At 56.7% G+C, this 23,546-nt stretch carries 17 protein-coding genes; 4 read left to right on the forward strand and 13 right to left on the reverse strand.

The window, feature by feature from the left end:
* Positions 1 to 97 precede the first annotated feature (97 nt).
* Genes AC2FJ6_RS10910 through AC2FJ6_RS10935 form a run of 6 tightly spaced genes read right to left on the reverse strand, consistent with a single transcriptional unit; the run spans position 98 to position 7,258 of the window.
* Positions 98 to 2,632: a glycoside hydrolase family 9 protein gene (locus AC2FJ6_RS10910; RefSeq protein WP_496668982.1), complete on the reverse strand. Its 2,535-nt coding sequence runs from the start codon at positions 2,630 to 2,632 to the stop codon at positions 98 to 100.
* A gap of 31 nt (positions 2,633 to 2,663) precedes the next feature.
* A complete protein-coding gene (locus AC2FJ6_RS10915) occupies positions 2,664 to 3,590 on the reverse strand; it encodes a glycosyltransferase family 2 protein (protein WP_170773020.1) in 927 nt (308 codons plus the stop codon).
* Position 3,591: 1 nt separating this feature from the next.
* Positions 3,592 to 4,557, reverse strand: a complete 966-nt coding sequence (locus AC2FJ6_RS10920) for a glycosyltransferase family 2 protein (protein WP_496668984.1) — start codon at positions 4,555 to 4,557, stop codon at positions 3,592 to 3,594.
* Positions 4,547 to 5,518 carry a sulfotransferase family protein gene (locus tag AC2FJ6_RS10925; protein ID WP_170773024.1) on the reverse strand — a complete coding sequence of 324 codons (972 nt, stop codon included), beginning with the start codon at positions 5,516 to 5,518 and terminating at the stop codon, positions 4,547 to 4,549. Before AC2FJ6_RS10925 ends, AC2FJ6_RS10920 begins: the two co-directional genes overlap by 11 nt.
* A 3-nt stretch (positions 5,519 to 5,521) precedes the next feature.
* On the reverse strand, positions 5,522 to 6,403 hold the full coding sequence (locus AC2FJ6_RS10930) for a sulfotransferase family protein (protein ID WP_170773026.1): 882 nt from the start codon (positions 6,401 to 6,403) through the stop codon (positions 5,522 to 5,524).
* Between the two features lie 54 nt (positions 6,404 to 6,457).
* Positions 6,458 to 7,258, reverse strand: a complete 801-nt coding sequence (locus AC2FJ6_RS10935) for a WecB/TagA/CpsF family glycosyltransferase (RefSeq protein ID WP_170773028.1) — start codon at positions 7,256 to 7,258, stop codon at positions 6,458 to 6,460.
* A gap of 268 nt (positions 7,259 to 7,526) precedes the next feature.
* Here AC2FJ6_RS10935 and AC2FJ6_RS10940 point away from each other — a divergent pair, with 268 nt between their 5' ends.
* A complete protein-coding gene (locus AC2FJ6_RS10940) occupies positions 7,527 to 9,755 on the forward strand; it encodes a GumC family protein (RefSeq protein WP_214646819.1) in 2,229 nt (742 codons plus the stop codon).
* A gap of 101 nt (positions 9,756 to 9,856) precedes the next feature.
* Here AC2FJ6_RS10940 and AC2FJ6_RS10945 read toward each other — a convergent pair whose 3' ends face one another.
* From AC2FJ6_RS10945 to AC2FJ6_RS10955, 3 genes are all read right to left on the reverse strand, one after another.
* Positions 9,857 to 11,140, reverse strand: a complete 1,284-nt coding sequence (locus AC2FJ6_RS10945; protein WP_170773031.1) for a polysaccharide biosynthesis/export family protein — start codon at positions 11,138 to 11,140, stop codon at positions 9,857 to 9,859.
* A gap of 32 nt (positions 11,141 to 11,172) precedes the next feature.
* Positions 11,173 to 11,784: a sugar transferase gene (locus AC2FJ6_RS10950; protein ID WP_237217416.1), complete on the reverse strand. Its 612-nt coding sequence runs from the start codon at positions 11,782 to 11,784 to the stop codon at positions 11,173 to 11,175.
* 1,012 nt (positions 11,785 to 12,796) lie between these two features.
* Positions 12,797 to 14,224 carry an oligosaccharide flippase family protein gene (locus AC2FJ6_RS10955; protein WP_170773035.1) on the reverse strand — a complete coding sequence of 476 codons (1,428 nt, stop codon included), beginning with the start codon at positions 14,222 to 14,224 and terminating at the stop codon, positions 12,797 to 12,799.
* A gap of 292 nt (positions 14,225 to 14,516) precedes the next feature.
* On the opposite strand from AC2FJ6_RS10955, the gene AC2FJ6_RS10960 reads away from it, so the two are divergent.
* The gene (locus AC2FJ6_RS10960; protein ID WP_170773037.1) at positions 14,517 to 15,842 is read left to right on the forward strand and encodes an O-antigen ligase family protein; all 1,326 of its coding nucleotides are present in this window, start codon (positions 14,517 to 14,519) and stop codon (positions 15,840 to 15,842) included.
* Positions 15,843 to 15,988: 146 nt separating this feature from the next.
* Positions 15,989 to 16,903 carry a sugar phosphate nucleotidyltransferase gene (locus AC2FJ6_RS10965; protein WP_170773039.1) on the forward strand — a complete coding sequence of 305 codons (915 nt, stop codon included), beginning with the start codon at positions 15,989 to 15,991 and terminating at the stop codon, positions 16,901 to 16,903.
* Positions 16,904 to 16,913: 10 nt separating this feature from the next.
* Here the strand turns inward: AC2FJ6_RS10965 and AC2FJ6_RS10970 are convergent, their stop codons facing one another.
* Together AC2FJ6_RS10970 and AC2FJ6_RS10975 are read right to left on the reverse strand one after the other, a co-directional pair.
* Positions 16,914 to 18,236, reverse strand: coding sequence for a protoporphyrinogen/coproporphyrinogen oxidase (locus AC2FJ6_RS10970; RefSeq protein WP_170789462.1), 1,323 nt, complete (start codon positions 18,234 to 18,236; stop codon positions 16,914 to 16,916).
* Position 18,237: 1 nt separating this feature from the next.
* Positions 18,238 to 19,176 (reverse strand): NAD-dependent epimerase/dehydratase family protein, encoded by a 939-nt coding sequence (locus AC2FJ6_RS10975; RefSeq protein WP_480876209.1) that lies wholly within the window; start codon positions 19,174 to 19,176, stop codon positions 18,238 to 18,240.
* 555 nt (positions 19,177 to 19,731) lie between these two features.
* On the opposite strand from AC2FJ6_RS10975, the gene AC2FJ6_RS10980 reads away from it, so the two are divergent.
* Complete coding sequence (locus AC2FJ6_RS10980) at positions 19,732 to 20,877, forward strand: glycosyltransferase (RefSeq protein ID WP_496668986.1); 1,146 nt, start codon at positions 19,732 to 19,734, stop codon at positions 20,875 to 20,877.
* A gap of 297 nt (positions 20,878 to 21,174) precedes the next feature.
* Here AC2FJ6_RS10980 and AC2FJ6_RS10985 read toward each other — a convergent pair whose 3' ends face one another.
* Complete coding sequence (locus AC2FJ6_RS10985; protein WP_170773046.1) at positions 21,175 to 22,896, reverse strand: adenylate/guanylate cyclase domain-containing protein; 1,722 nt, start codon at positions 22,894 to 22,896, stop codon at positions 21,175 to 21,177.
* A 272-nt stretch (positions 22,897 to 23,168) separates the two neighbouring features.
* On the reverse strand, positions 23,169 to 23,546 hold a 378-nt coding region (locus AC2FJ6_RS10990; protein WP_496668988.1), incomplete at its 5' end, for a hypothetical protein.

Consider the following 23,546-nt stretch of genomic DNA (forward strand, 5'->3'; position numbering starts at 1 on the left):
GACATTCAGTTACACATATCCAACACAGTCTGTAGGTGAAAGCCATCCCGACAGCTTTGTGATTTGGCGCAAAGTTCCGCCACCGCACCGCCCGATGTCACTGCGATGTGACTAGGGCGCAAGCCAGCAGCCATTCCAGCGCGTTGGATTTCATCCCGTGTTCAGCCGTTATGGCGATGCTGCGGCTTTCGAATATCTGTGCATATATTGGCCAGTCGTCCTGACTGAATGGATAAATTGCGCCCTCGACCTTTTTAAGTTCCCATTCGTTTAGCTTGCCACCCGCCACGCCAAAGCTGATCTGACCGGGAATGGTTTCATCACCATAGTGGTCGGTAAGCAAAGGGTCGGCAAAGCTGCGCTGACCCAGCCCCTGCACGAAACTGACATTGGCCGGGTTGCAGCCCATCCCGAACCACATCCCCTCGACCGCCGCTTCGTATAATTCCGCAGGGATTTTGCCCGTTGCCGCGTATTGCAGCGCAATCTGCCCCGCCCGCCAGTTCGAGCCGGGGCCAAACCGCAGCCATCCCCGCCCCCAAACATAAGAATCCGTGTTGTGCAGCCCGAAATCCTGACCCATCCGCTTGCCGTTCAAGGCGCGGTATTTGATCCAGTTTTCGATCGCGGCAACCAGCTTGGCATCCGTGGCCCGCCCTTCGCGCCCCGCCTTGACGTAGTCTAAATAAGAATTGGCAAAAAACTCTGGTCGCACGCCCTCCAGCGGGGTCTCGGCACGGGGTTCGAACGGGTTGAAATCCTCGAACACCTGCCGCGTGGCGGCATGACCTGTTGCACGGTATAAGACCGAGGCCGAGGCGATACGCGCGCGCGAGACATCGGCGCGCGGATCGCCCTGCCCGTCCTCATTTTCAGGCACCGGCTGTTGTTCCGCCCAAAGCCAGGCACGAAGCGCTTCGTCGATCAGCGCATCTCCAAGGGCCGCGTCCCCGCAAACCGTCTTGATCACATGGCCCAGCTTGGCGGCCCCATGGGCAAACCGATACGCAGCCCAGTCCTCCGGCGCATAGGCATACGTCACCTGAACCGGGTTCCACGAGACCGAGCCCAAAATCCCGCTGCTGGAATATTCAACGCCACCGATGATCCCGCCATCCGGCAACTGCGTGCGCCGCCAGATCGAGGCCCCCCACAGCGCCTCGTGGATCAGATCTGGCAGTACGGTTTCACCATCCCCCCGGTCCAGGTCATTCTTTCGAGCTGCAACATCACCATGCGCGAAAGGTTTTCCGCTTTCTGGCAGGTTCAGTGCCAAAGCGCGGATATGGGGGTAGGTCTCGACCAGATCGGCCATGTGATAGACCACGTTCATATGCTGGATACGGCGATCCCAGTCACCCGCATCGTGCCAACCGCCCCACGCCTCCGGGTTCGCAGTCATCTGGGACGCGTCGGGGTAGTCTTCGACCCCCAAGGCCTCGGCCTGTTGCGCCAGGGATTTCGCGGCCGAGGCCTTGCCATACCCTTCGCGCGTGTCACCCAGTTTGACGCCGGTCTGCCAGACGGTCAGCCCATCTTCGGGATGACCGTTGCGCGGGCGGGTGCGGCCCTCGCCATATGGATCTGTGATCGCGCAGCCTGATCTTTGGTGGAAATACCACCGCGCCGCCAGCCGCAACGCCCCGTCATAAACCCTTTGCGTCACATCGAACGGAAACGACTGCCCGACCCCGTCGACCTGAATGTAGTACGATCCGATGTGATCAAGGTCCGAGAAATCGGCCTCATATACATCGCAGCCATTATAGTTAAGGTCCTGCCCATGCGGCTCGGACCCCGGTTTGGCCAGTCGCAATCGCCCCGATCGCAGTTCGGCCCCGTCCTCAGTCGAGATCAGGCGCCAAACCGTCTGTTCGGACAACAGCGCATCGGTATTGCCGCCCTGATTGTTCATGTCATGACCCCACCAGCTTCCGACATAGGCCTTTTTAGGGCCTAGTATTGGATAGCCTTGCTGGCAGAGATAGATGGATTCGCTGAACGTCTCGGCCTGTTTCCGCGCCGCGGTTTTGGTCACAGACGGCCCGTTCAACGAGACAGTCGCACCGTCGGGAATAACGCGGTCCAGCACAAAGGTCAGTTGGTGCCGCTTGGTGCTTTCCCATCGCCTGACACCAATGGCGCGCGTCGCAACAGGGGTGGTTTTTCGAAAAAGCGACCGGATCGTCGCGGGCTGACCGTCGACCTGAACCTGCCATTGCGCGGGCTGGTCGGCCAAGGCGGCGGTCGGCGCCTCTTGAGGGCCTTGGCGAAAACCGCCTTTGCGGCTGCCCTTGGTTATCTGTGGCCATGGAGTAAAAAACTGCGGCTGTGTTTCGCTTTGACGACCCGAGAAATTGCCCTTTTCCCCGTTCAGCTTACCACGCGCGCCAAAGGCATTGCCCGTATCTAGGGTCCAATTAGCCCGGTCCTGCGCCGTCACGACAATGGGTCGCGGCAGGTCGAACATCGTATCCATCACCGTCAGTTGGACCACGCAATCGCCCAAAAAACCCATAACAGGGTCTGGTAGCTCGCCTGCTGCGACACTGGAAACCAGCGTGTGGGCAAAGGGCGCAGACAAGGTCAGAGCCGTTCCTTGCAGCAATACTGCGCGCCGTGTGAGTCCCATTGGCTGTATTCCTTGCTTCGATGCGACTGTTTTACACCCTACGATCAAGACTGCGAACAAAGCGCCAGATCAATTTTGGGCGAAACAGGCTGTCAGGATACATAATCACTCCGCGCAGCCCTTCCAACAAGGCCACAGGTTTGCGGCCATATTGGAACTGATTGCGGACATTGGACCAATAGCGGTCAATCTCACGCGCGCGCAGCAGACGCCGCAGCTGCGCGCCGAATTTCTGCTGCATTGCGGGATTCTTGGCGATCTTTTCGATGCAAGGCGCCATCTGGGTAAACCCCGTGTCGCGGGTCTGAAAATTCGCCCCGGTGGCCACCTGCCGATACAGCAACAGCGCAGGGCCCGGCACCACCTCAAACCGACCTTCCAGCGCGACGCGACTCCAGAACTCCCAATCCTCGCCGTTTTTCAGGCTGGTGTCATAGCCCCCGGCCTGTCGCGCTGCTTGCGTTCTGAGAGCCAGCGCGCCACCATTGACCACATAATTCTTGCGCAACAGTGCCGCCAATTGATCCTGTTCGGGGATCAGCGCGCGATTGTCCGCGCCGCGCAAATCTTCGCCGTCGACGTTGATCCGCTGAACGCCCGCAACGGCACCAACCGCGTCGCTGTTCGATAGCGATGCGTGGAACCGCTTCAACGCCTCAGAATGCAGCAGATCATCCGCATCCAGAAACAGAACAAACGCGCCACTGGCTTGTTCAAGCCCCAGATTGCGGGCGGCGCTGACGCCTTTTGCCGGGCCTGACACTGGCCGAAACCGGGCATCCTTCTGTGCGTAAGCATCGAAGATGCGTCGTGTGCCGTCGGTTGAGCCGTCGTCGATACAGATCACCTCGAACGCGGTTAGGGTTTGGCTGCTGACGCTGTCGAGCGTCTGCGTCACGAACCGTTCCATGTTGCGGGCGGGGATGATGATTGAAAACTCGGGCACGGGGTCGGTCATTTCAGCCGCCTCCGACCCGGTCGACCTGCACGGCCGAAGCGCTGTATTCGGCAAACTCCACCCGCATCAGGGCAGCCAGCATCCCGGCGCCACGATAGATCTCCAACAAGCCCCGATACCATCTGGGTTTCGAGCCGAACCCCAGGCACAGACATATCACACAGCCCCATCCGATGGCACCCACCCCTTTGACCGCACGCATTGCGACGCCTTTGCGCCGGATCAGGGCGATGCGCCCCAGCGTGTTGCCCTTGCGAAACCAGCGCCGTCCCAGCCATTTCAGCGTCGCGCGGTTTTCAGGCACGTCGTCCCAGACCATTGCCTGCGCCGCCGCCCGGATCACACCGCCTGATTGGCGCATGCGCGAAAAAAACTCTTCGTCCTCGCCGCCGGTGATATTGAACCGGGTATCAAAGCGCATGTTGCGGTCGCGAATGACGCGTGCATCGGCCATCGAGTTATTCGTCGCCGCTGACACCAGCGCAGCGCCCTGCTCATACGGCCCCATTCGAAACAGGTTCAGCGCTTCGACCCAGCCCGGCGGAGGGGTTCTGAACCTCGGCTCGACCGGGCCCTGCGCAGCAATCGTGTCCGGCAGTTGCATCGTGTCCAGCATCTGCAGAAGCCATTGGTCCGAGACCGCCTCATCATCATCCAGAAACGCGATATAGTCCGCGTCGGACGGCGCCTCGGCCAGCGTCCGGTTCCGGGCCGAAACAATGCCGCGTGCGGGTTCAATCACATAGATAACCGGCCAACGCGTAAGGGCGTGAATATCCCCTAACTCTGCTTGCGCCGTGGCTTCGGGCGCGTTGTCGGCAATCACGAGCGTCACGCGCGCATCCCGACCCTCAAGTTTTTGCGCGTTCAGACTGTCGATCAGCGCCTTCAGCCCATGAGGCCGCAGGTAGGTTGCGATACAAATGGCAACATGAGGTCGCGTGCTATGGTGGGCATCAGCGCTCATAACCCGCCTGCTCCAGCGCCTGTCCGGCCAACTTGTCGAACCGGGCTTTCTTGCTGTCCGGCCACTCGGCCCAGCGCTTTACCGGGTTGAAATCCGCGGTCTTTGCCTGCGGTTGCCAACGCTGTTCGTTCGCAGCGGTTGAACGCGAGGACCCCCGCACCGGCATCTTGTCGATCTCGGCCCAAGGAAAGCGCGCGGCCTCCAGCCCGATATGGTCCAGCATCTGCTGCACGTGGCTGGGCGTATTGCCGACGATATCCTCGTATCGGACAACCATCGTATCAGCGTTTTCATTAGGGCCGCCGCTGCTGAAACTCAGAATCGCCTCGGCCCCCAAACGCCATTCATCGGCCAATTGGCGGAAATTTTTGCTTCGCAGGGAAAACCGCGAGAACGTTCTGAGTGAGGAGTCCAGCACGTCCCGCCCGTCCCTGAGACACAGGATTATCTTGGCGTCGGGAAAGATATAGCGTGCCAGCGACAGGTCCTGCACATGCGGGCATTTTAGTAGTATATGCTGCCCCTCGGCCTGCGCCTGCAACTCGCGGAACCATGCCCCAGCCAGCATGGCCAGCATGTCATAATGCCCCAGCACTTCCTCATTGCGCGGGAAGTACCGCAGGAAATCACGCGAAAAGGCCGCTGCGTCGCCAGCCGCGTGAAGCAGCGGAAACTCATAGAGCCTGCCGGGATCGGCGGTGACGTCAGGGTGCATTCCCACCAGATCATGCACAAAATTCGTCCCCGAACGGGGCAAAACGCCAAAAATCAGGATCGGAGTACGGATGTCACCGCGCGCCCTGCGCGCAAGGGCGGCAAGATGTGCGCCCTGTTCGGCAGAGACTTGCGGCATGAAATCCCGGCCATCCAGAAACCGGGCCCCCAAAATGCGGCGGGTCATACGCGTGATCTGGTTGATGCGCAGGTCCCCAAAAATCCGTGCTGTATCCCGGACGCCCATATCTTACCCGTGCGTTCCCGTCTTGATCGGTGGCAAAAGTTGCCAAGTGGGCCAAGGTAGATTGTCGCGCCCGAGAAACTGCGCGACAAACTCCATGTCGTCACGGAATTGCTCGGCCAACATCACGCGAGTTTCGGGTGTGGGTGGCGGCACTTTTGTTTTCAGATGCTGTTTGTTCATAGCCAGAGCCTGTTTCAGACCTGGGACCTTCTTCATCCCTTTGACCAGCCTGGCCAACCCAAGCGAACGCAGAACGGAACCGCCTTTGCGCAGCGTGTTCTGAACGGCCTGGTTTTTGTATACGATAGTTTCGTGATGACGTTCGGTGATCGCCGAAGGGTTTTCCTCGGGCGCGACACCCAAATGTGCGCAGATGCGCCGATAGGTTCCCTGGGGATCTTTCGCCACGTCTTCGGACAGCAGGACAAGCAGTGCGCCTTTGTTGAAGTGGTCCAACCAGTTTTGCAGGTTTGCTTTGTAGTGGCTTTGCAGCGTGTAGGCTGGGTTCAGCGGCAGCGCATCTTCAAACGACGTATCGGGCGGAATGTGACCTTTGCGGATCTCGTGCAGATGATTTGAAAACGCCCGCTCGACCGGATCCCGCAGAATACAGATCAACTTGAAGTCGGGGTTATAATCCCACGCCCGTTGTGCGGCATCACGGCTGTAGAAGTAATTGGGCGAGCATTCGCCCCGGATAACGCCCGGCTCAGCCGGGTCGAAGCGGGATTCATACCATTGAAACCCCAAATCGTAACGGGCATTGAAAAAATTGAGCTCTTTCGTTTCGCTGGTCCGCACCGAAGGGTGCTCGGAAAGCACGTGATGCAACCACGTGGTGGCTGCTTTTTGGACACCAATCCCGATGAAATTTGTCTTCGTCACTCACTCATACCTTCGAAAAACAGGCCCTATGGCTTGACAACTTTACCCATGCCGTCACCGGCGTAAAAACTTTGTAAACACGTCCTTCCTGACAACGATACTCAACGCATGCGGTAGTGTATGCAAGTATCGCTTGAGCAGGTAGCCCGGACCTGTCGCGATACGGTGCAACCACTCCAATCCCATGGACTGCATCCATCGCGGTGCTCGGGCGTAGTCACCAACCACGTAGTGATAGCACCCCCCGCAGGTCACCACCCAGGCGCATTGCGTCAGCTTCGGCGCGATACGGGCGGCAAAATACTGTTCTTTCGGCTTGCCGAGCCCCACCCACAAGATATCCGCACCGCTCGCATTGATATCGGCAATCACCGCCTCTTCATCGGCAGGATCAAAATACCCGTTGCGGCGCCCGGCAATGACAAGACCGGGATACATCTCTTGCAGGCGCGCTGCGCAATCTCGGTTGATCTCTTCGGTCGCGCCCAGCAGGTAAAAGCTGAGACCGTTTTTAGCAGCGACCTTAGCCGCCGAGTGGATGAAATCTGTGGTTGCGGTACGTTCGGGCACCCCGCCCTCTCCGTGCGCCATACGAGACGCCCAGACGACGATCTGGCCATCCGCATGGATGATATCGGCCGAATCCATCACACGGGCAAATCCTTCGTCCGTGGCATAGGTGGATATGGCATGCGCATTCGAGCTGAACACAGTCACCGCACGTGTCAACGCGCCAGATCGCCGTTTGAGCACATCTTCCGCCATTGCTTTGGTCAGGTCTTCATCCCCGGCTTGCGCGACGGGTACCCCTCCGACCAATATGTGCGGCAAGCGCATTTCGACCGTCTTGTTCATCAATACTCGTTCCAAATTCACCAGGTAACACTCGACGCTGGACTCAAAGTAACAGCCGCAGCGATTCTTACTATTAAATTAGAGTTTATCTTCCGTTCATCTTGGAAATTGACCCTACTTCGCACCAATTGCAGGCAAGCCGCACCGAATTAGTCATCAATCCTCCGAAACTTAGCACATTGTTTACGACATATGCGGTTTTCTCTGTTGAATACAGGTTTGTGGGCCTATGTTTTCTGTAGTCCGTGTTTCAGATTGTTAATTAGTTATGACTGATCAGTATCGCCGAGGATTGGATGTTGAATTGACGGGTTTCGGCCAGGCTCCGGCCGGCGATCCCGAACTTAGGGTGTTGTCGAATATCGCGTGGGCGATCCGACGTTCGATCCTGTGGATATTGCTGATCGGATTTCTGGGCGGGGTGACCGCCTATCTGCTGTCCTACCTGTCGGACACGAAATACACCTCAAGCGCGAAGGTCATGATCGAGACCCGCGTTCAGACCGAAACTCAGTTTACGCCGCAGGTATCGGGCCTGCCCCTTTCCCTGACATCGCTTGAGAGTGAGCTGCAACTTCTGCGCTCGACCGATCTGATCGAAAATGTCGTGGATCGTCTTGAACTGCATACGGATCCGGAATTCTCGGGTGCTGAAACTGGCTTTACCCTTTCTCCTATTGCCTTGGCGCGCCGTTTGAAAAACGGGCTGGTCAGTGCACTCAGCGGGGGGGATGACGCGGACGAGGGTGGCGACAGTGGTCAAACCCTGGAAGAGATGCAGCGCGAAGCGACCATCGAGAAATTGCTGGAGGCACGCCGCATCGAACAGATCGGCGAAACCTCAGCCGTGTACGAAATTCGCGTCTCTGCGAAAACGCCGCAAAAAGCAGCCGTCATCGCCAACAGCCTGGCCAATGAGTACCTATTTGTCCTGACGCGCATGAAACGCGATGATCTAAGCCAGTCGCAGGAATGGTTGGCAACGCGGATCGGTCAGATTCGCGAAGACCTGAACAAGCTCATCTCGGATCTTGAGGCACATTCGGTCGAAACGCCGTATTCACCGGAGGAATACGCCACCATCAAGGCACAGCGCATCAAGGCCGAGAAACGCGCCCGGCTGGTGAATGAAGAACTGTTTGTGCTGGATGAACAGACCAACACCATCCAACTGCTCAGGGACAATGGCAATGTCGCCGAAGCGGTAGAATTCGCCGTTCAATCGGCGCTGGTACCGCAGAGCACGGCCAATAATTCAGATGACGCGCAAGCGGTTCTGGACAGTGCGTTGGAAGCAGCACAGCGCAAAACGGAAATTCTGAACGGACAGCTAGCCACGCTGAATATCAGCATCAACACGTTCAAGGACCAGCAGGTACGCCAGGTTCAGCATGACTCGGTCACCAAGCGGATCGAGAATGAGATTCTTGTGGCAGAAGCAATCTATCGTGACTTTGTTTCGCAACTGGGGCGTCGGGCCGAACAGGGTGATTACCTGGATGCAGGGGCCCACATTATCGAAACTGCACGCGCTTCGGTCGATCCATCAGAGCCGAAACGGGCGCAAATGGCGATCGGGGTCATGATTGCAATGATCTTTGGCGGCCTGGGTTTTGCCGTGATCCGCGAACTGTTCCAAACGCGCCTCAGAACCACCTATGAGCTTGAAAACACCACGGGCGTCAAACTTTCGGCAATCATTCCCGAAGTTCGAAAGGACCCCCCCTTTGAAACCTTCTTTACCAATGACGGAAAGCTGGACCCAGAGTTGCTGTATTTCGGGCGTAAGCTTCTGGCCAGCAGCGATATTGGTCTGCGCACCCTACGCAACGAGAGTGAGCTGACCACCTCTCAAGCGGCCGAGTTCTTTACCAAGAATGTCGATAGCAAACACGGCCAGCGCTTTGTCGAGAATGGGTGCATGATCTTCTCTGGCGCGTCAGCGGTACCAGATGAGGGGAAAACGTCCGGCCTACTGCTGATCGGGTCGGTCTGCGCGCAAGCCGGGTATCGGACGTTGATCATTGACTGCGACACGGTCACTTCCACCTATCGCGACCTGTCGCAACTGTCCGTCGAAGGGTTGAAACACGGGGCAAAGCACCCAGCGTCGTTTCAGGACAACATTGTCAGCACCCCGCAAGACGGACTGGATATCCTGCCGTTGATCGGACCGTTGGAAGACGAGGCTCAGGCCAAAGAAGTGGGTGAGTTCCTGTGCTCTCCGGCCTTCCTGAACCTGCTCTATTCGCTGTCCGACATGTATGAAGTGATCCTTCTGGATACACCGCCGTTGTTGCGCGCGGTCGAGTCGGCTTACCTGTCGCAAATCTCGCATCGGGTAATCCTGTTTGCGCGCTGGAACAGCACGCATAAGAACACGGTCCTGCAGGCAATGCGCGAATTGGAAAATGCGGGCGTTCGCCCCTCGGCCCTGGTGGCTACGCGGGTCGATATGAAACAGGTCCGACACTACGGCGACCCGATCCTAGGATAAAAGACCAGTCCAAAGCAAAGGGGCGGCACTCCGACCTCGCAAAACGAAGCGGGCGCGGGTCAAAGACCTCACGCCCGTTGTAAGCCAGCTGCATTTTGGTGCTATTCGGTCAGAGGGACCTCTTGCGTGATCTCCTGCACCGAGACTTCTACGCTGTCACCGGGCAACAACTGGGTCAGTTTGTCTGCACCCAACTGTTGCAGTTGCCCGTCTACGACCCGAAAGATCGTGACCGAGTAGTCAATATCCGTAATCAGGTTTTCGGTTCCGATCTCATCCGACGCGCCCGCCAGATATTTCGAGATCGTATCCATCTGATGCCGCGCATCACGGACGGACAGGCTGGCGGCGCGACGCTCTTGCAACAACCGCAGCGACCGTTCCTGATCATATTGCTCTTGATCGCGTTTCAAGCGGGTCAGGATCAGGCTTGTGGCTGCCAGATCCTCTTCAACCTCCAGCAAACGGGTTGCAGACAAAACGGTCGTACGGCGCGTATCGGCCATACGGGACCCCGGCGCGAGGCCTTTTTGGACCAGCGCAACGACGCGCGCCTCTTCCTCTTCATCGGCCGCGACAGCCTTGGCAAGCTCTACTTTCTGTTCTTCAAGAATCCGGATCCGCTCGGCCGCCTGAAATTGGGCATCTTCGAAATAGGCGCGCTCACCTGCTTCGTTTTCCTGATTGATGGTGCGAATCCGGACATGTTCTGCCACCAATTCCTTCAAGACCCTGGGAGATATAGAAACACTGGTCTGACTGGGCGGCGCCAGATCCATATCTTGCGCCAACTCGGATGAGGCGCGCCATGCAGTCACCAGCCCCTGTGCGTGTTGCAACGCAGCCTGACCATAGGTGGTCTGCCAGCGCAGCAGTTGGATCGGGTCAATGGTGACATCATCGGCCAGTAGCCGGCTCCTAACCCCCCCGGCCAAGGCAACCGCCTCGCGCGCAGTGATGGCGGGGCGAAAGTCGATCTGACCGGTGCGTGCAACATCGCCGCCGATGATAATCGGGCGGTATCCATTGCGGGCGATCTCGATCTCATCTCCGTCCAACTGGATGATATAGATCTCGCCATTCTGGTCATATTGCTTGACGATCTTGCCCGCTGCGTCCTGACGTACCAACTGCTCCAGCGCATCCGTCGACAGACCTTGCGCTTGGAACTGGCCCAGCCATTGCAGGTTGACCTCGCCATGGGCATCAATCGCCGCTTCGAAGGACAGATCTTGCAAACCCGTCAAAGTCACACGGACCTTGTCACCTGGCTCAAGGTTGAAATCCGCCGCCGCCGACATTGGCATCGCTAGCAGGGTGCACAATCCGAGCGCGCGGTACGCGGTGGACAGGCGCAACGCTGGGTTTCTAAATCTGCGTTTCATAAGCCATCATCCTATCGTCGGTCAGTTCGGGATCAGCAGCCGGTTCCGTTGCAAACGGCACCGATCGTGCGGAACAGGATTTTCAGATCGTACCAGAAGCCCAGATTTCGCGCATAATCGCTGTCGAAGATCGCCCTATGCGAGAACTCAACCTCGTTACGTTCGGACACCTGCCACAAGCCGGTGATCCCTGGCTTCATCAGCGTGTATTCGCGCCCCGGATACAATTCCTGCTGCTGAGGCATCATCGGACGTGGGCCGACAAGGCTCATGTCGCCGATCAGAACATTCCAAAGCTGAGGCAACTCATCCAACGAGGTCATACGGATGAAACGACCGAATTTTGTGACCCTCGGATCGTTGTCCAGCTTTTGTTTTGTTTCCCATTCGGACGCAGCGGTTGGACTTTCGGCCAAATGTTTCTGAAGTTGAAACTCTGCGTCAGAAACCATCGACCGGAACTTGAGGAAGTCGAACTCGCGACCGCCGATTCCAACACGGCTTTGGCGATAGATGGCAGGTCCGCCATCCAACTTCACCAAGACGGCAATCACCAACATGACCGGCAGCACAAACGGCAGACCGATTAGAACCAACAAAATATCCAGCAAACGCTTGCCTTTGACAGCGTAGAAGCTCCGCAAATTGGAGAACTCGTCACAGACCTTAATAGAACTTTGGTTTGGTTTATAAATTTCCGATTCTTCTAATTGGAAAGAACCTCGTATTTGGTTCATAATAACCCCCAAAAACTAACACAACGGACTAAAATCACGCCAACAAGTCTTCCAGCCGCGCAACACACCCGCTTGGGAATCTGCCCCAAAAAACAAGGCAAAGACCCAACGATTGACTACTATCCGCTCAATAGATTTGGGGAACGCCGCACACGAACGCGACAACCCACCCTTTGTTTTCTCCCGACTCACACATGATGTGCGGTCAGGATTTTTACCCCGCTAGATACTCGCACTAATGGTCTGATGTGACAACGATTTTGTTAACCACCTGTTAACAAAACGACCACAATTTCGTGAACATGCTAAGTAAATTGACACGCTGCCTTAAAAATGGGCTGAACTTCACCCAAAACAAACCGCTGAGGCCAGTCCAAACAAGCCTTGCCACCCTTCGCGTATTGTCCCTGCGCTGAGCAGGGATTTTGTCAGTTTCCAGTTTTAACGGCGGATTTCTCAGCGATCTTCACGCGCAACCTTCCGTTGAATAGAAAATGAAGTCCGGCGATCAGAGCCGGAGCACTGCATCCGATCAGGAAGCTGAAGATCACGGCCTGAATTAGGCCTGTGCCCGTTAGAAGAAATGCCACAAAACACATTGCGGCAACCAGCGGACCTGACAGTAAATACAATATGACCATCGGTTTTGCTCTTGGTTTATGCGTCGTTTCTGCGTCTGCCTACCCTGAAACCAGAATGTGTGTTTTTTGGGGCAACTGTTGGAAAATATAGTTTCCCAAAGTCAAACAGTCGCGGGGTAACACATCAAATTGATCTCAAGTTCATCATATCATCATATTTTCAGGACCACGATATCCCTTTAGCCGGGATTCAAAATTCATTGTGCCAGTGGGCAAATTTGCGCCACCCGGCCCACTCGAATCTGTCGGTCTTCAGTTAAGAAGTTGTTAACGCTGAATTACTTCGAAGAGGGAAATCCGCTTGCGGACGCCCAGCCACGTATCTTCCGCCATGCTGCGGCAGCTGCCGTCTGATGCAGGCATGCGAAAACCACGAACATCACGACAGCTGAAAGCGAAAGCAGCGCAAATTGTAACACGATTCCACCCGACTCAGCTGCGAGAACCGCCAGAGGCGCGAAAGCAACAGCTCCAGCAACGGCTTTGAATATCTCTGGCACGGGCACCGCAATGGGGTCGATGCGGCGGCCAATATGGTAGTAGGCCAGAAAACTCAGCAATCCGCTGATCAAAAAGGCAACGGCGGCACCCGGTGGGCCCAGAAGGTAGATGAAGACGAAAGATAGCGCGACATGCACAGCAAGCGAACACAAGGTAATGGTCAATTGCAGCCCAGTCTTTTTGGCGCGCGAGAAGGCAAAGCTAAAATACGCCCCCTGCAACCCGAACGTAAATGAGGCTATTGCCAGAACCCGCAGATACCCTGTGGTTCGGTCGGCAAATTCAGAGTCGAACAGCAGATTGGCAAAAACGCTTGCCGCACAGATCAGCGCCGCCACGATGGGGACCGCAATCAGCATCAGAAACGAGAAATACCGCTCCAGGACCGCGTCTGACGATTGCGCGCCGCGTTTTTCTAGCGCCTCGAATATCGACGGACCCCATACGCGGGACAGGGTCTCCATCGGAAGGCGCACTGTTCGGGAGGCCAAGGTTTGCGCCGCCGCGAAATAACCCGCGTAGTCCATCCCCGCGAAGATGGCCAGCAAGGATTGCGTTGACATCGCAAAGAACGTGGCGGTGGAGGAGACGACGGCCACGGGAAACCCGAACAGAAGATAGGTTTTCAGCACCGCCCCTTTTGGCCGCGCCACGCCCGAGCGGCGCAGCGTTACCGCCAGCGCATAGGCCCCGGTCAGTGCTGCGCCCAGGGACATGCCAATCAGCGCGCTTTTGTAACCGCCACCGGTCAGTACAAATCCGACCGCAAGCGAAACGCCCAGCCCATGGCGCAGCAAGGTAACGGCTGCGTATTTCGGCCCCTCGTGGTACTGTCGCAGGCAGGCGGTTCCCAGTTCGTGCATCGCGTGGCTGATGCAATAGATCGCCGCAAAGAAAAGGCCGTCGATCCATCCACCAGGCAGGATGACCGACACCAGAGCTGCCAGAACGAACAGCGCCACAGCCAGGATCGCAGCCGTCGACAGGGACATGGCGATGGTTTTGCCTTCGAATTCCGGCGTGTGGTGGAATCGTCCGATCGCAATCGCCAACCAATGGAAGGTGAACGAAAACATCAGATTCCCAAGCAACAGGGTCAGCGTATAACGTCCGAAATCCGCAGGCCCCAGAACGCGGGTCATCACGACAAGGATCGCAATCGCAATCACCGCAGACATCATTCTGGGCACGAAAAACCACGTCATCGCAGGTCGGACCTTAGAAACGACAGATGAAAACTCATAAACAATCCCAATCGCCCGGTCGACACGCCGCACGTCCGCCGACCTTTCGCCTGTCTGGCTACTGTGACACCAGCCCGTCGAATGTACAGATGGTTTTTGGATCATGCGCCGCGCGCATAATTCATTTGCCGGGTCCACCGCGGCCGTGGCAAACTTTACCGAGTGATTAAAACCGGTGGAAAAATTCAAGCTGTCGACCCGATGAGGTGCGCCAATTCCTACCGCAAATTCTTTGGATAGACCTTACGCAGCGATGACGCCCCTGACCCGACAGACACAATACCAGCAACAATCCGGCGCAGCCTTCCATCATTGGATTCTGGCCGCCTGTCTGGTGATCATGCTGTTGGTTGGCACCGATGTGGTCTCGATCGTGCTGTGGCAAATGGGGCTGGCCAAGAAGATTGAAATCGTGCTGCTGATACCGATCATGGGCATCACGTTGCTGTATTATCGCCACTTGATCCGGGGCATGACGGCCTCACCTGAGATCACGCTGTTGATCTGTTTGACTGTCTTATCAATCACCTGGAGCGATTTTCCCGCCTATTCAATCGAGCGTCTCGTTCCCTTGATCGTGACGTCCGGGTTTGCCATCGCTTTGGGTAGCATGATGTCCATGCGTGGGCTTTTAATCTTTCTCGCCATCTATTTTGGGAGCTCGATGGTCCTGTCGATGGGCGCAATCATGACCCTGCCGCAAGCACGTGGTATCCCGCCCTGGGGGGACACCTGGAACGGGATCTATGCCCACAAAAACGGGCTGGGACTGGCAGCAATGACGGCGATGCTGACGTGCTACTATGCGTCGCGACAATTCACAGGGCGGCTGAAAACCGTCTTTATGATCGGCGCCCTGCTGGGTGTCTTTTTGCTGATCGCCTCAGAATCGCGCACCTCTCAGGTCATCGGGCTGATCACGATGTCGGCGCTTTTGATCAGTCAGATCGTTCCGCGATTGGAAACAATTTGGGCCATAGGCTTCATTTTGTTTGCAGTTCTCTTTGTCGGTACGATTGCCTTCCTATTGGCCTCACCGATTGCCGAGCCTTTGTTTGCGCTGATCGGACGCAAACCCACGCTGTCCGAACGCATCCCGATCTGGGAGCTGGTCTGGCCCAATGTTAAAGAGCGGTTCTGGTTGGGCTGGGGTTATCTAGCCCATTGGAATGAAAACGCACCACACCTGCGGTTCTACGCCAGCAAGGGAGAGCTGGGGTTCCTGCCGCATTATTCGCATAACGGGTTGCTTGAGACCTTCTTGAATGCCGGTTTTATCGGCGTGGCCCTTCTATTTTTGGGTCTAATGAGGTTCTTTTTCTCGGTTTTCTACTGCATGCGCCACATCCCGCAGCGCGATCCGTTCGTATTCGTGTTTGTTCTGGGTATGATGTACCTGTTCTCGAACATCACCGAGAGCACGCTTCTTAGTCGGATGAGTTCCAGTTGGATTTTCTTCCTGGCCTACACAACCAAAATGAATCTGGTCGCCCGCGCGCTGCGGGCCGATGCACGGGCCCACTATGAGCTCCAGAACAGAACGCGCCGCGCTTCCCAATTCGTGTCAAAACCCACGTGAATGTTGCGACTTTTTTCTAAGCAAAGGGAAATTTCGGACCCTATGCAGTTGCAGAAAGATTGACAGGCGCACGGTGGGTGGTGTGGACTCTGGCCATTCGCGTATCGAGATCAATTTCGATTCAAAGGTATTTGGGGGAGGCCCAGTTGAAGACAGCAATATTCGCAGGCGGTAAGGGCTCTCGCCTGATAGAAGAAACCCGCATTCGTCCCAAGCCATTGGTGGAAATCGCCAACCGGCCGATCCTCTGGCACATCATGCAGCATTATTCGACCTATGGTCATCATGAATTCGTGCTGGCCCTTGGGTATATGGGCGATCTAATCAAGCAGTACATGTCCGATCTGTGTCAACATGACGGGAACCTGAGGATCGACTTTGCCAAGCGCGAGTTGTTTGGCGAACCTGAATACCGGAACCCCGCGCTGGACGCTCAAATGCCGCCTTGGACCGTGGATTTGATCGACACTGGCGTCGACACGATGACAGGCGGGCGTCTGGCTCGGCTACAGCCCTATCTGGGGAACGAGACCTTCATGCTGACCTATGGGGACGGCGTGTCAAACGTAGATCTGGACGCGCTGCTGGCCTTTCACCGGTCGCACGGCAAGCTGGCTACGATCACTATGGTGCGTCCCCTGACCACGTTCGGGCATCTTCAGGTGCGCGAGGATGGTCTGGTCGAAGGGTTCATGGAAAAGCCCGAAACCGCCGCAGATTGGATCAATGGCGGGTTCTTTGTTCTGGAACCCGAAGTGTTCGATGCCGTCGCCAGTGTAAATGGCGACGAAATCATGTGGGAAGAAGGCCCCTTGCCCAAGCTGATGGAGATGGGAGAGCTGATGGCCTATCGCCATCCCGGCTTCTGGTACTGCATGGACCACCTCGCCGACAAACGCCGTTTGGAAGATATGTGGAAGAACGGCAATCGCCCCTGGGCCACGTGGGAACAAGGCAACGGGCCGACGAACGACTCGACCCGCCTGACCGGCGACGGTCATCGCCCCGGCATTGGCCGAGGCGGAAATCCGGGGGACTGGGTCCGCTACAAGTCCCTGTAAGCGTTTCGAATTAAACTGCCTGGAGCGTCTCAAGAACGGTCCGGGCACCGCGTTCACCGGATTTGAACGCCTCATCTGTCCACTGATAGCCCCACTCGCCGAACCGTCCGACATAGGTGATGCCGACCTCGTCCAGCCATTTGTGGACGATCGGCAGCGCCTCTTCCCGGTCCAGATCGAAGATGATGTTGGCGTGCGTAATCAGACGCGCATCCTTGTGCAGGATTTCTTCATCCTCGGTGATCAACCCGATCTTGACCAGATCGTCAATCACCGGCTGAATCAGATCCTCGGGCGCGACATCCAGCGGTCTGTATTTGTTGGAATAATAGCATTCTGCCTGAACGGAACCACATCCCGGCGGGCAGGTCTTGGTGGACATTTTGTGCGGGAAGCTGAGGCGGGTAAAGACGATGTCCTCGTCGTAGATATAAGTCCAGGTCGCCGGGGTAAAATCATCGCGCGCAAGGCCGATATTCACCGTCACACAAGTGGTGCAGGCCAGCTTGGCAGCCGCGTCCAGAACCGATTGCGGGGCGCCTTTGACCATCGGGATCAGGTCCGGCAACGGGATGGAGGAGATCAGCTTGTCATAACTCTCGGTCACACCATTTTCGAACCGAACCGTTTTGGCCACCGGATCAATCGCCACCACCTTGTGATCCAGATGCAGATCGGTTTTTTCCATGAAGGGCTTGAGGTATGAGATAAAGCCCCCCTCGGTCGGATACCGGAAGTCGGTGATATAGTGGACATCCGGCGTTTCGGCGAAAACCGCGCCTCGGATCACTTCTTCCATCGAGGGGCGATACAGGCGCGGGCCCATCCAGACGGTGCTCATCTGATCGGCGTCAACGGTGTGATATTTCTTGCCGTAAACCGCCGGGAAATGCGTACCGAAGGTTTCCCCAAAGACCGAGATCAGCCATTCCAGATAATTCGCAGGCTTTTCGACCACTTCCTGTTTAGACGCCTCGATGAAATCCAGAATGCACTGGGTTTTCAGCTCATCAGGCAAGTTGTGCAGATTGGCCTGCGCCGGGTGCTTGACCCAGGCCCCGTGGTAATAGTTGTTCACGTAAGCCTGCAGTTTTTCGTATTTGCCGTCCACGTTACTGGCAAACAAATCTTGAATACGCGGGTCTTTCGAGAAGGAAATATGCGGACCGTCGTCGAAGATGAAGCCGCTGTCATGGGCAAAGGTTGCCGTATGACCGCCGGGAAAAGCGTTTTTGTCATACATCCGGCTTGAAACGCCCGCGCCATGCAGATGATGGGCCGCGCCCAGACCAGCCATGCCGGACCCAAGGATAATGATGTTCTCGTCACTCATATCAGGTTTCTTTCGCAATCTCGCGGCGCCACCAGGCAATGGTGTCCGCAACTCCGGTTTCCAAAGTGAATTTCGGGGACCAGCCTAGCTCGGTCCGCAATCGGGTATTGTTGGCCTCGACCAGAGGCGGGTCGCCCGGCCGGGCTTCGCGCGCGCCAAGACGCACCAGGTCTTCGGCACCAATCTGACGGGCGATTTCAAGGATCAGGTCAGACAGAGGGATGGCCGTGCCGCTGCCGATATTGACCGGACCTTCAAGGTCGCTGTTCAGCAGGGCCACCAACGCGCTGGCAACATCATCGACATGCAGGAAATCTCGTTTCTGCCGCCCATGAGTGCAGAGGGCTTCGCGCCCTTGCAACAACGAGATCACCACATCCGCCGCCAATCGCCGTGGATTCTCACCCGGCCCGTACAGAAAGAAGGGTCGCGCCCAGGCCCCCGACAGATCCAGCGCGCCACACATCTTTTCAAAAGCGGTAGCCAACCCCGCCTTGGCCGCGCCGTATTCAGTTGCCGGTGTCAGGGGTGTCTCGCGCTCATGCAGCTTGATCGGCTTGGACCAGTCATATTCCATGCACGACCCGCAAAATGTAACCCGCTGCCCGCCCGCCTGTGCAAAGGCGAATAACAGGTCGATCGAGTGCTGCACCCAGCGGAAATTCTCCAACGCTTGCTGGTTTCCCGGCCCCATATACCAGGCCAACGCTAATAGATGGCTGGGTCGGTGCTGGTCCAACACCGCTTGGATCTCCGCGGCGTCAGTCGTATCTGCGTTAATCCAGGTCACGTCGCCGGAGACTTGCGGGGGTGGACCACTTCGATATGTGGCGATGACTCGGCACCCGGCAGTGGCGAGCTGACGAACGCAAGCGCGTCCGATAAATCCCGCTGCACCCGTGACCAGAACCGTTGGTTTTTGCTGTTTCGAACTCATCATGGCTGGGGATACTATCTTGCGGAGCTTTCAGGAAATCAGACTGGATTGAGCGGCCGGGTCGCATCTGTTTCAGAAACAGTAAATGCAAAAAATGGACATTGTGCACCCGGTGCAGAGGCGTCAATTCGAATCCCTCGGCCAAGCTCCGTGCTTTTGAATGTGGTGGGGGAACTAAACGCCTGCGCAAACGTCAGTATTGGACCCCGCACGCAAAGCCAAATCGTCCTGTGGGAAACAACGCCGGCAGGCCGCAAGGGACAATCCGTGAAAATCATTAAACACCCGCCTTCATCAACGGCACCCAAACAAAAACAACCCGCACGACACGTGGTCAGAAATCAAACAAAATCTACCTTGCCTGGGATTCTGCAACCTAGGCCGGCCCCCAAAAACTTAAACACAGACAGCCTGATTTTCCACAATTTTCAGACTTTCCTTGGGGTGTTTGCCGGTGACGCTGAACAAGTGTGCAAGCGCAGGTTCGGAAAAAACCTTTGGAAGCTTGGCCGCCATATGAGATAGTTTGGCCTTATTTTGTGTTAAAGGATCAAGCGGTTGACCAGTTCCTCAGTTTCCACCACCGCCTCGCGCGATGTGCTGATCTTCTCTCAACGCAGATTGAACGACAACGTTTCGCGCTGTTCGGGGTTCGAATTCGAAGACGTTCTGACCGAAATAGAAGCGGTCGACATCGTGGCCCCAGCCCGAAAACGGGACCGGTCGCTGCCTTATGATCCCAAACGCTGGCTGTCCAAACGAACAGATCTGTTCCGGCACTGGCCGTCTGGTGCGCAGAAAGTGACGCTGCAAAAGGACTATGACATCTTTGTTTGCGACGTCCAGAAACCGCAGGAGCTACTGACGCTGGATGCGATCCCGAACTGGCGCGAACACTGCGGTCTGGCCGTCTGTGTGCTGGAAGAGGTCTGGAGCAAGGACCTGCACGTCCACCTGCCTCTGATCCGATCTCTGGCTAAGTTCGACCTGATCGCCTGTGCCTTTGCCGAGGCTTGTGACACCCTGCACAGCATCACCGGCAAACCGGTGATTCACCTGCCTGGTGCTGCGGATATGATCCGGTTTGCGCCAACCTCTCTTTCCGCAGAGCGACCCATAGATATCTATTGCATGGGACGCAGACGGCCCGAGCTGCATGACCGTTTACTCAAGGCAATCAAGGATCGCGGGGGCTTCTATCTATATGATTCAGCAACAAAACCTCCGACCACGGCGCAACATGCGGTGCATCGGGATTTGCTGGCAAATCTGGTTCAGCATTCCAAACTGTTCATGGTGGATATCGCCAAGATCGGCCATGCCGATCAGAAAAAAGGCAATATTGCCTGGGGTCCCCGCCATGTTGAGGGCATTGCTGGCGGGGCCGCTCAGGTCGGCTATGCGCCGGACTCGGATGACTATCGGCAGTATTTCGATTGGCCAGAATCCGTGTTCCGCCTGTCCGAGGATCCCGACGAGGCTATTGACCAGATCGTCGGGTTGTTGGAAACGCCGGGTAAGCTCGATCAGATGCGCCGGGTTAACATGGCCCAAGCCCTGAACAAACACGATTGGCTGCACCGCTGGGCGCAAATTCTTGAAAAGCTGGGTCTGCCGGAATCAGATGGGATGGCACACAGACGGCAAGTGCTGTCCGAAGTGTCTGAAATCTTATTGAGCGGAGACACAGTCCAAACGGCCTAGGCCCTTGTTTGTCGGTAGATGGGGGAAAGTTCGTGGGGCGGCATGTGGCACTCAATACCCCTTCAAAGCCAGTCAGAAAAACCAGTATGTGCTAAAATAAACATGCCGCCCACCCAAGCAGGATGACATTGTGGCAAAATTGTGTCCACGATTCTTGGGGAAACTTATTGTTCGCTTTTTGGAAACGATGACTCACCCCCGAATCAATTGGTTCCCGCATGGGCAAAAACACCCGCTCCCGCACCATCTCGGCCCACTTTTTAACGGGTATGTGGAGCGATGGATGTGATCGCCCCCTCAGGTCAGTTCCAGTTTTTTCTTCAACGGGCCACTGTTTTTGACAATGACGGCCTGCACCGGCTCTGACACGCCCTGGATCGTGATGCCGCCGGTCTTACCCAGCATGTCAGGAATACCCAGGCCGCACATTTCATGCATATAGGTTGAATAGACGATCCCGGCCTCGATTTTATTGGTGACAGTCTCGAAAGCCTCGGCAATGATCGACACATTGCCAATCGCCGTCACCGGGCTGGGTGCTGCTTGGTCTGAGGTCTTGCCCACCCGTCCGATAATGGCCCGGCCCGAGTGCACCCCAATCCCGATCTTCAGCGGCTCAACAAGATGCTGACTAAGGCTGCCTTGCGTCTCTTGAACCAGCAACTGGCACTTGGCCGCTGCATAAAGCGCAGAGCGCGCGGCCTGGGTTTTGTGCGTCTCAAGTCCGAAAACAGCCGTCAGCCCGTCATTGGTGAACTTGTCGATATGGCCATTCTGCTCTTCGATCTGTTCGACCACCATGTCCAAAAGCTGGTTGAGGACAAAAATGACGTCATAGGGCAGTGACTTGTCCACGAATGGGCGGAAATCCTTGATCTTGAGGTTCAACACGCTGACCTCACGCTCGACCCCCCAGCCGAACGGATCGGATTTCAACGGAGTCGATGCGGCGCGCTGAGGCTGGATGATTGGGCGCAGGCTGACATCTCCGTTCACGCGCGCCTGACAGGCAAGGCGCATGTTCGGTTCCGCGTTGATCTTGTCGAGAAGTTTGCGTTCGGCCGGGCCGATCGGGCTGAGGCCATCCTGCTCGGACAGAACCACTACCCGGCAGGTTGAACACCGCGCCCGCCCGCCACAGACCGACAGGTGATCAATCCCGTTGTCGCGGCTGACATCCAGAATGGTCTTTCCGGGGGCCGCATCCACGGTCAGCCCATCGCCATAAGTCACGCGCACCTTGCGGCGCAGATTCTGGCCCAGCAAAAACAGAACGAACAGGGACAGCAGCGCGCACAGAATGATCACCACCCAGCCCTGCGCAATCGCCTGATATTCGGAAACGGCAGCGCGCACCTCGGTCAGGCGCAAGGCCAGTTCTGTCGCCTCTGCCCCGTTCGGATCAAGGCTGAGGCGCAACACCTCGCGCTTGGCCGCTGTCATCCATCCGGCCATCGCCACGATCGGCACGGCCACCGCCAGCGGCAAGAGCACCAACAGGCCATTCTTGTACCAATGCTTCGGTCGAAGCCAGAAATGCACGCCAATCAGCCCGTGCCCCCAGACCAGCAACATCAGCGCATTCTGTTTGATCGCCGCAACCGGCCATAGCAGCGACAGTTCCTGCAAATAGCTGACGGGCACGCCAGTCAGCAACTCGGACCCGCGGGTGACGATGATATGGCTGACAAGCCAATAGGGAATGGCCAGCCCCAAAATGATCTGAAACCAGCGCCAGAACGGCATTTTCAAGCTTCGGATGCTGAGGATCGAGACCGCGCCCAACAGCACATGCACAGCCAGGGCGCCATAGAGCAGAACCGTTCCGGGGACCGAGCTCCAGATCGCGGACATAACGGCCAGCATCCGGTCCATCCACTCCAGCGACACCAGCCCCAGACCGTGGTTGATAAAATGCCCCGTTGCATAGGCCAACAGCACCAGCCCCGACCACAACCGGGCCTGCTGAGTCACGGTTCCTCGCCCGTTGGCTTTGATCTCTCGATGTCTGACGGCCATCTTCAACGCCCCTGATCAATCGCTTGTTTCGTAATCACCTAAAATGGCTGACACGCAGGGGTAGAGGATTATTCACCACAAATCCGTTTTCGCCTTCACGTTCAGGTGTGGTCTTCGTGTGGAAAGAACAGCGGGTTACGCGCCATGCCGCTTAAGCCTCAGTTTTTTTGGCCTTGGCAGTCCTATTGGCAACGTCACGCTTCGTTCAGGAAGGGCGCAAAAAAGGGGCCGCCGGTATCGGCAGCCCCCTAATTTTACTTGTCAGACCGGCCTTACAGAAGGAACTGATCGTCGTCCGGTAGCAAATGTTCCAGCAGATCAGCGACGCTCAGATCCAAAAGCTGGTCAGCAATATCCAGCGCTTCGGTCTGAGCCCCGTTCAAAACAAAAAGCTCGGCTTCGTCTTCTTGGGTCAGCTCATCGGCATCGGTTTCGTCTGTGAACTCGAACATATCCCAGTCGCGGGTGTCGACGAAAGCAACGCTTTCCTGGGGCTGAGCGGCAATTCTGGGCTCGCCCGGACCAGTCGTGCCGCTGCCGTCGATATCGTCACCATAGAAGATTTCGACATTGGCAACGTTGTCGACGGCGTTCCCGCCCACCACGGCCCCCTGATCGTTCAGGATCCACTCATAATACGTTTCACCTAC

It is taken from the genome of Ruegeria sp. CDSA089 (assembly GCF_059612205.1).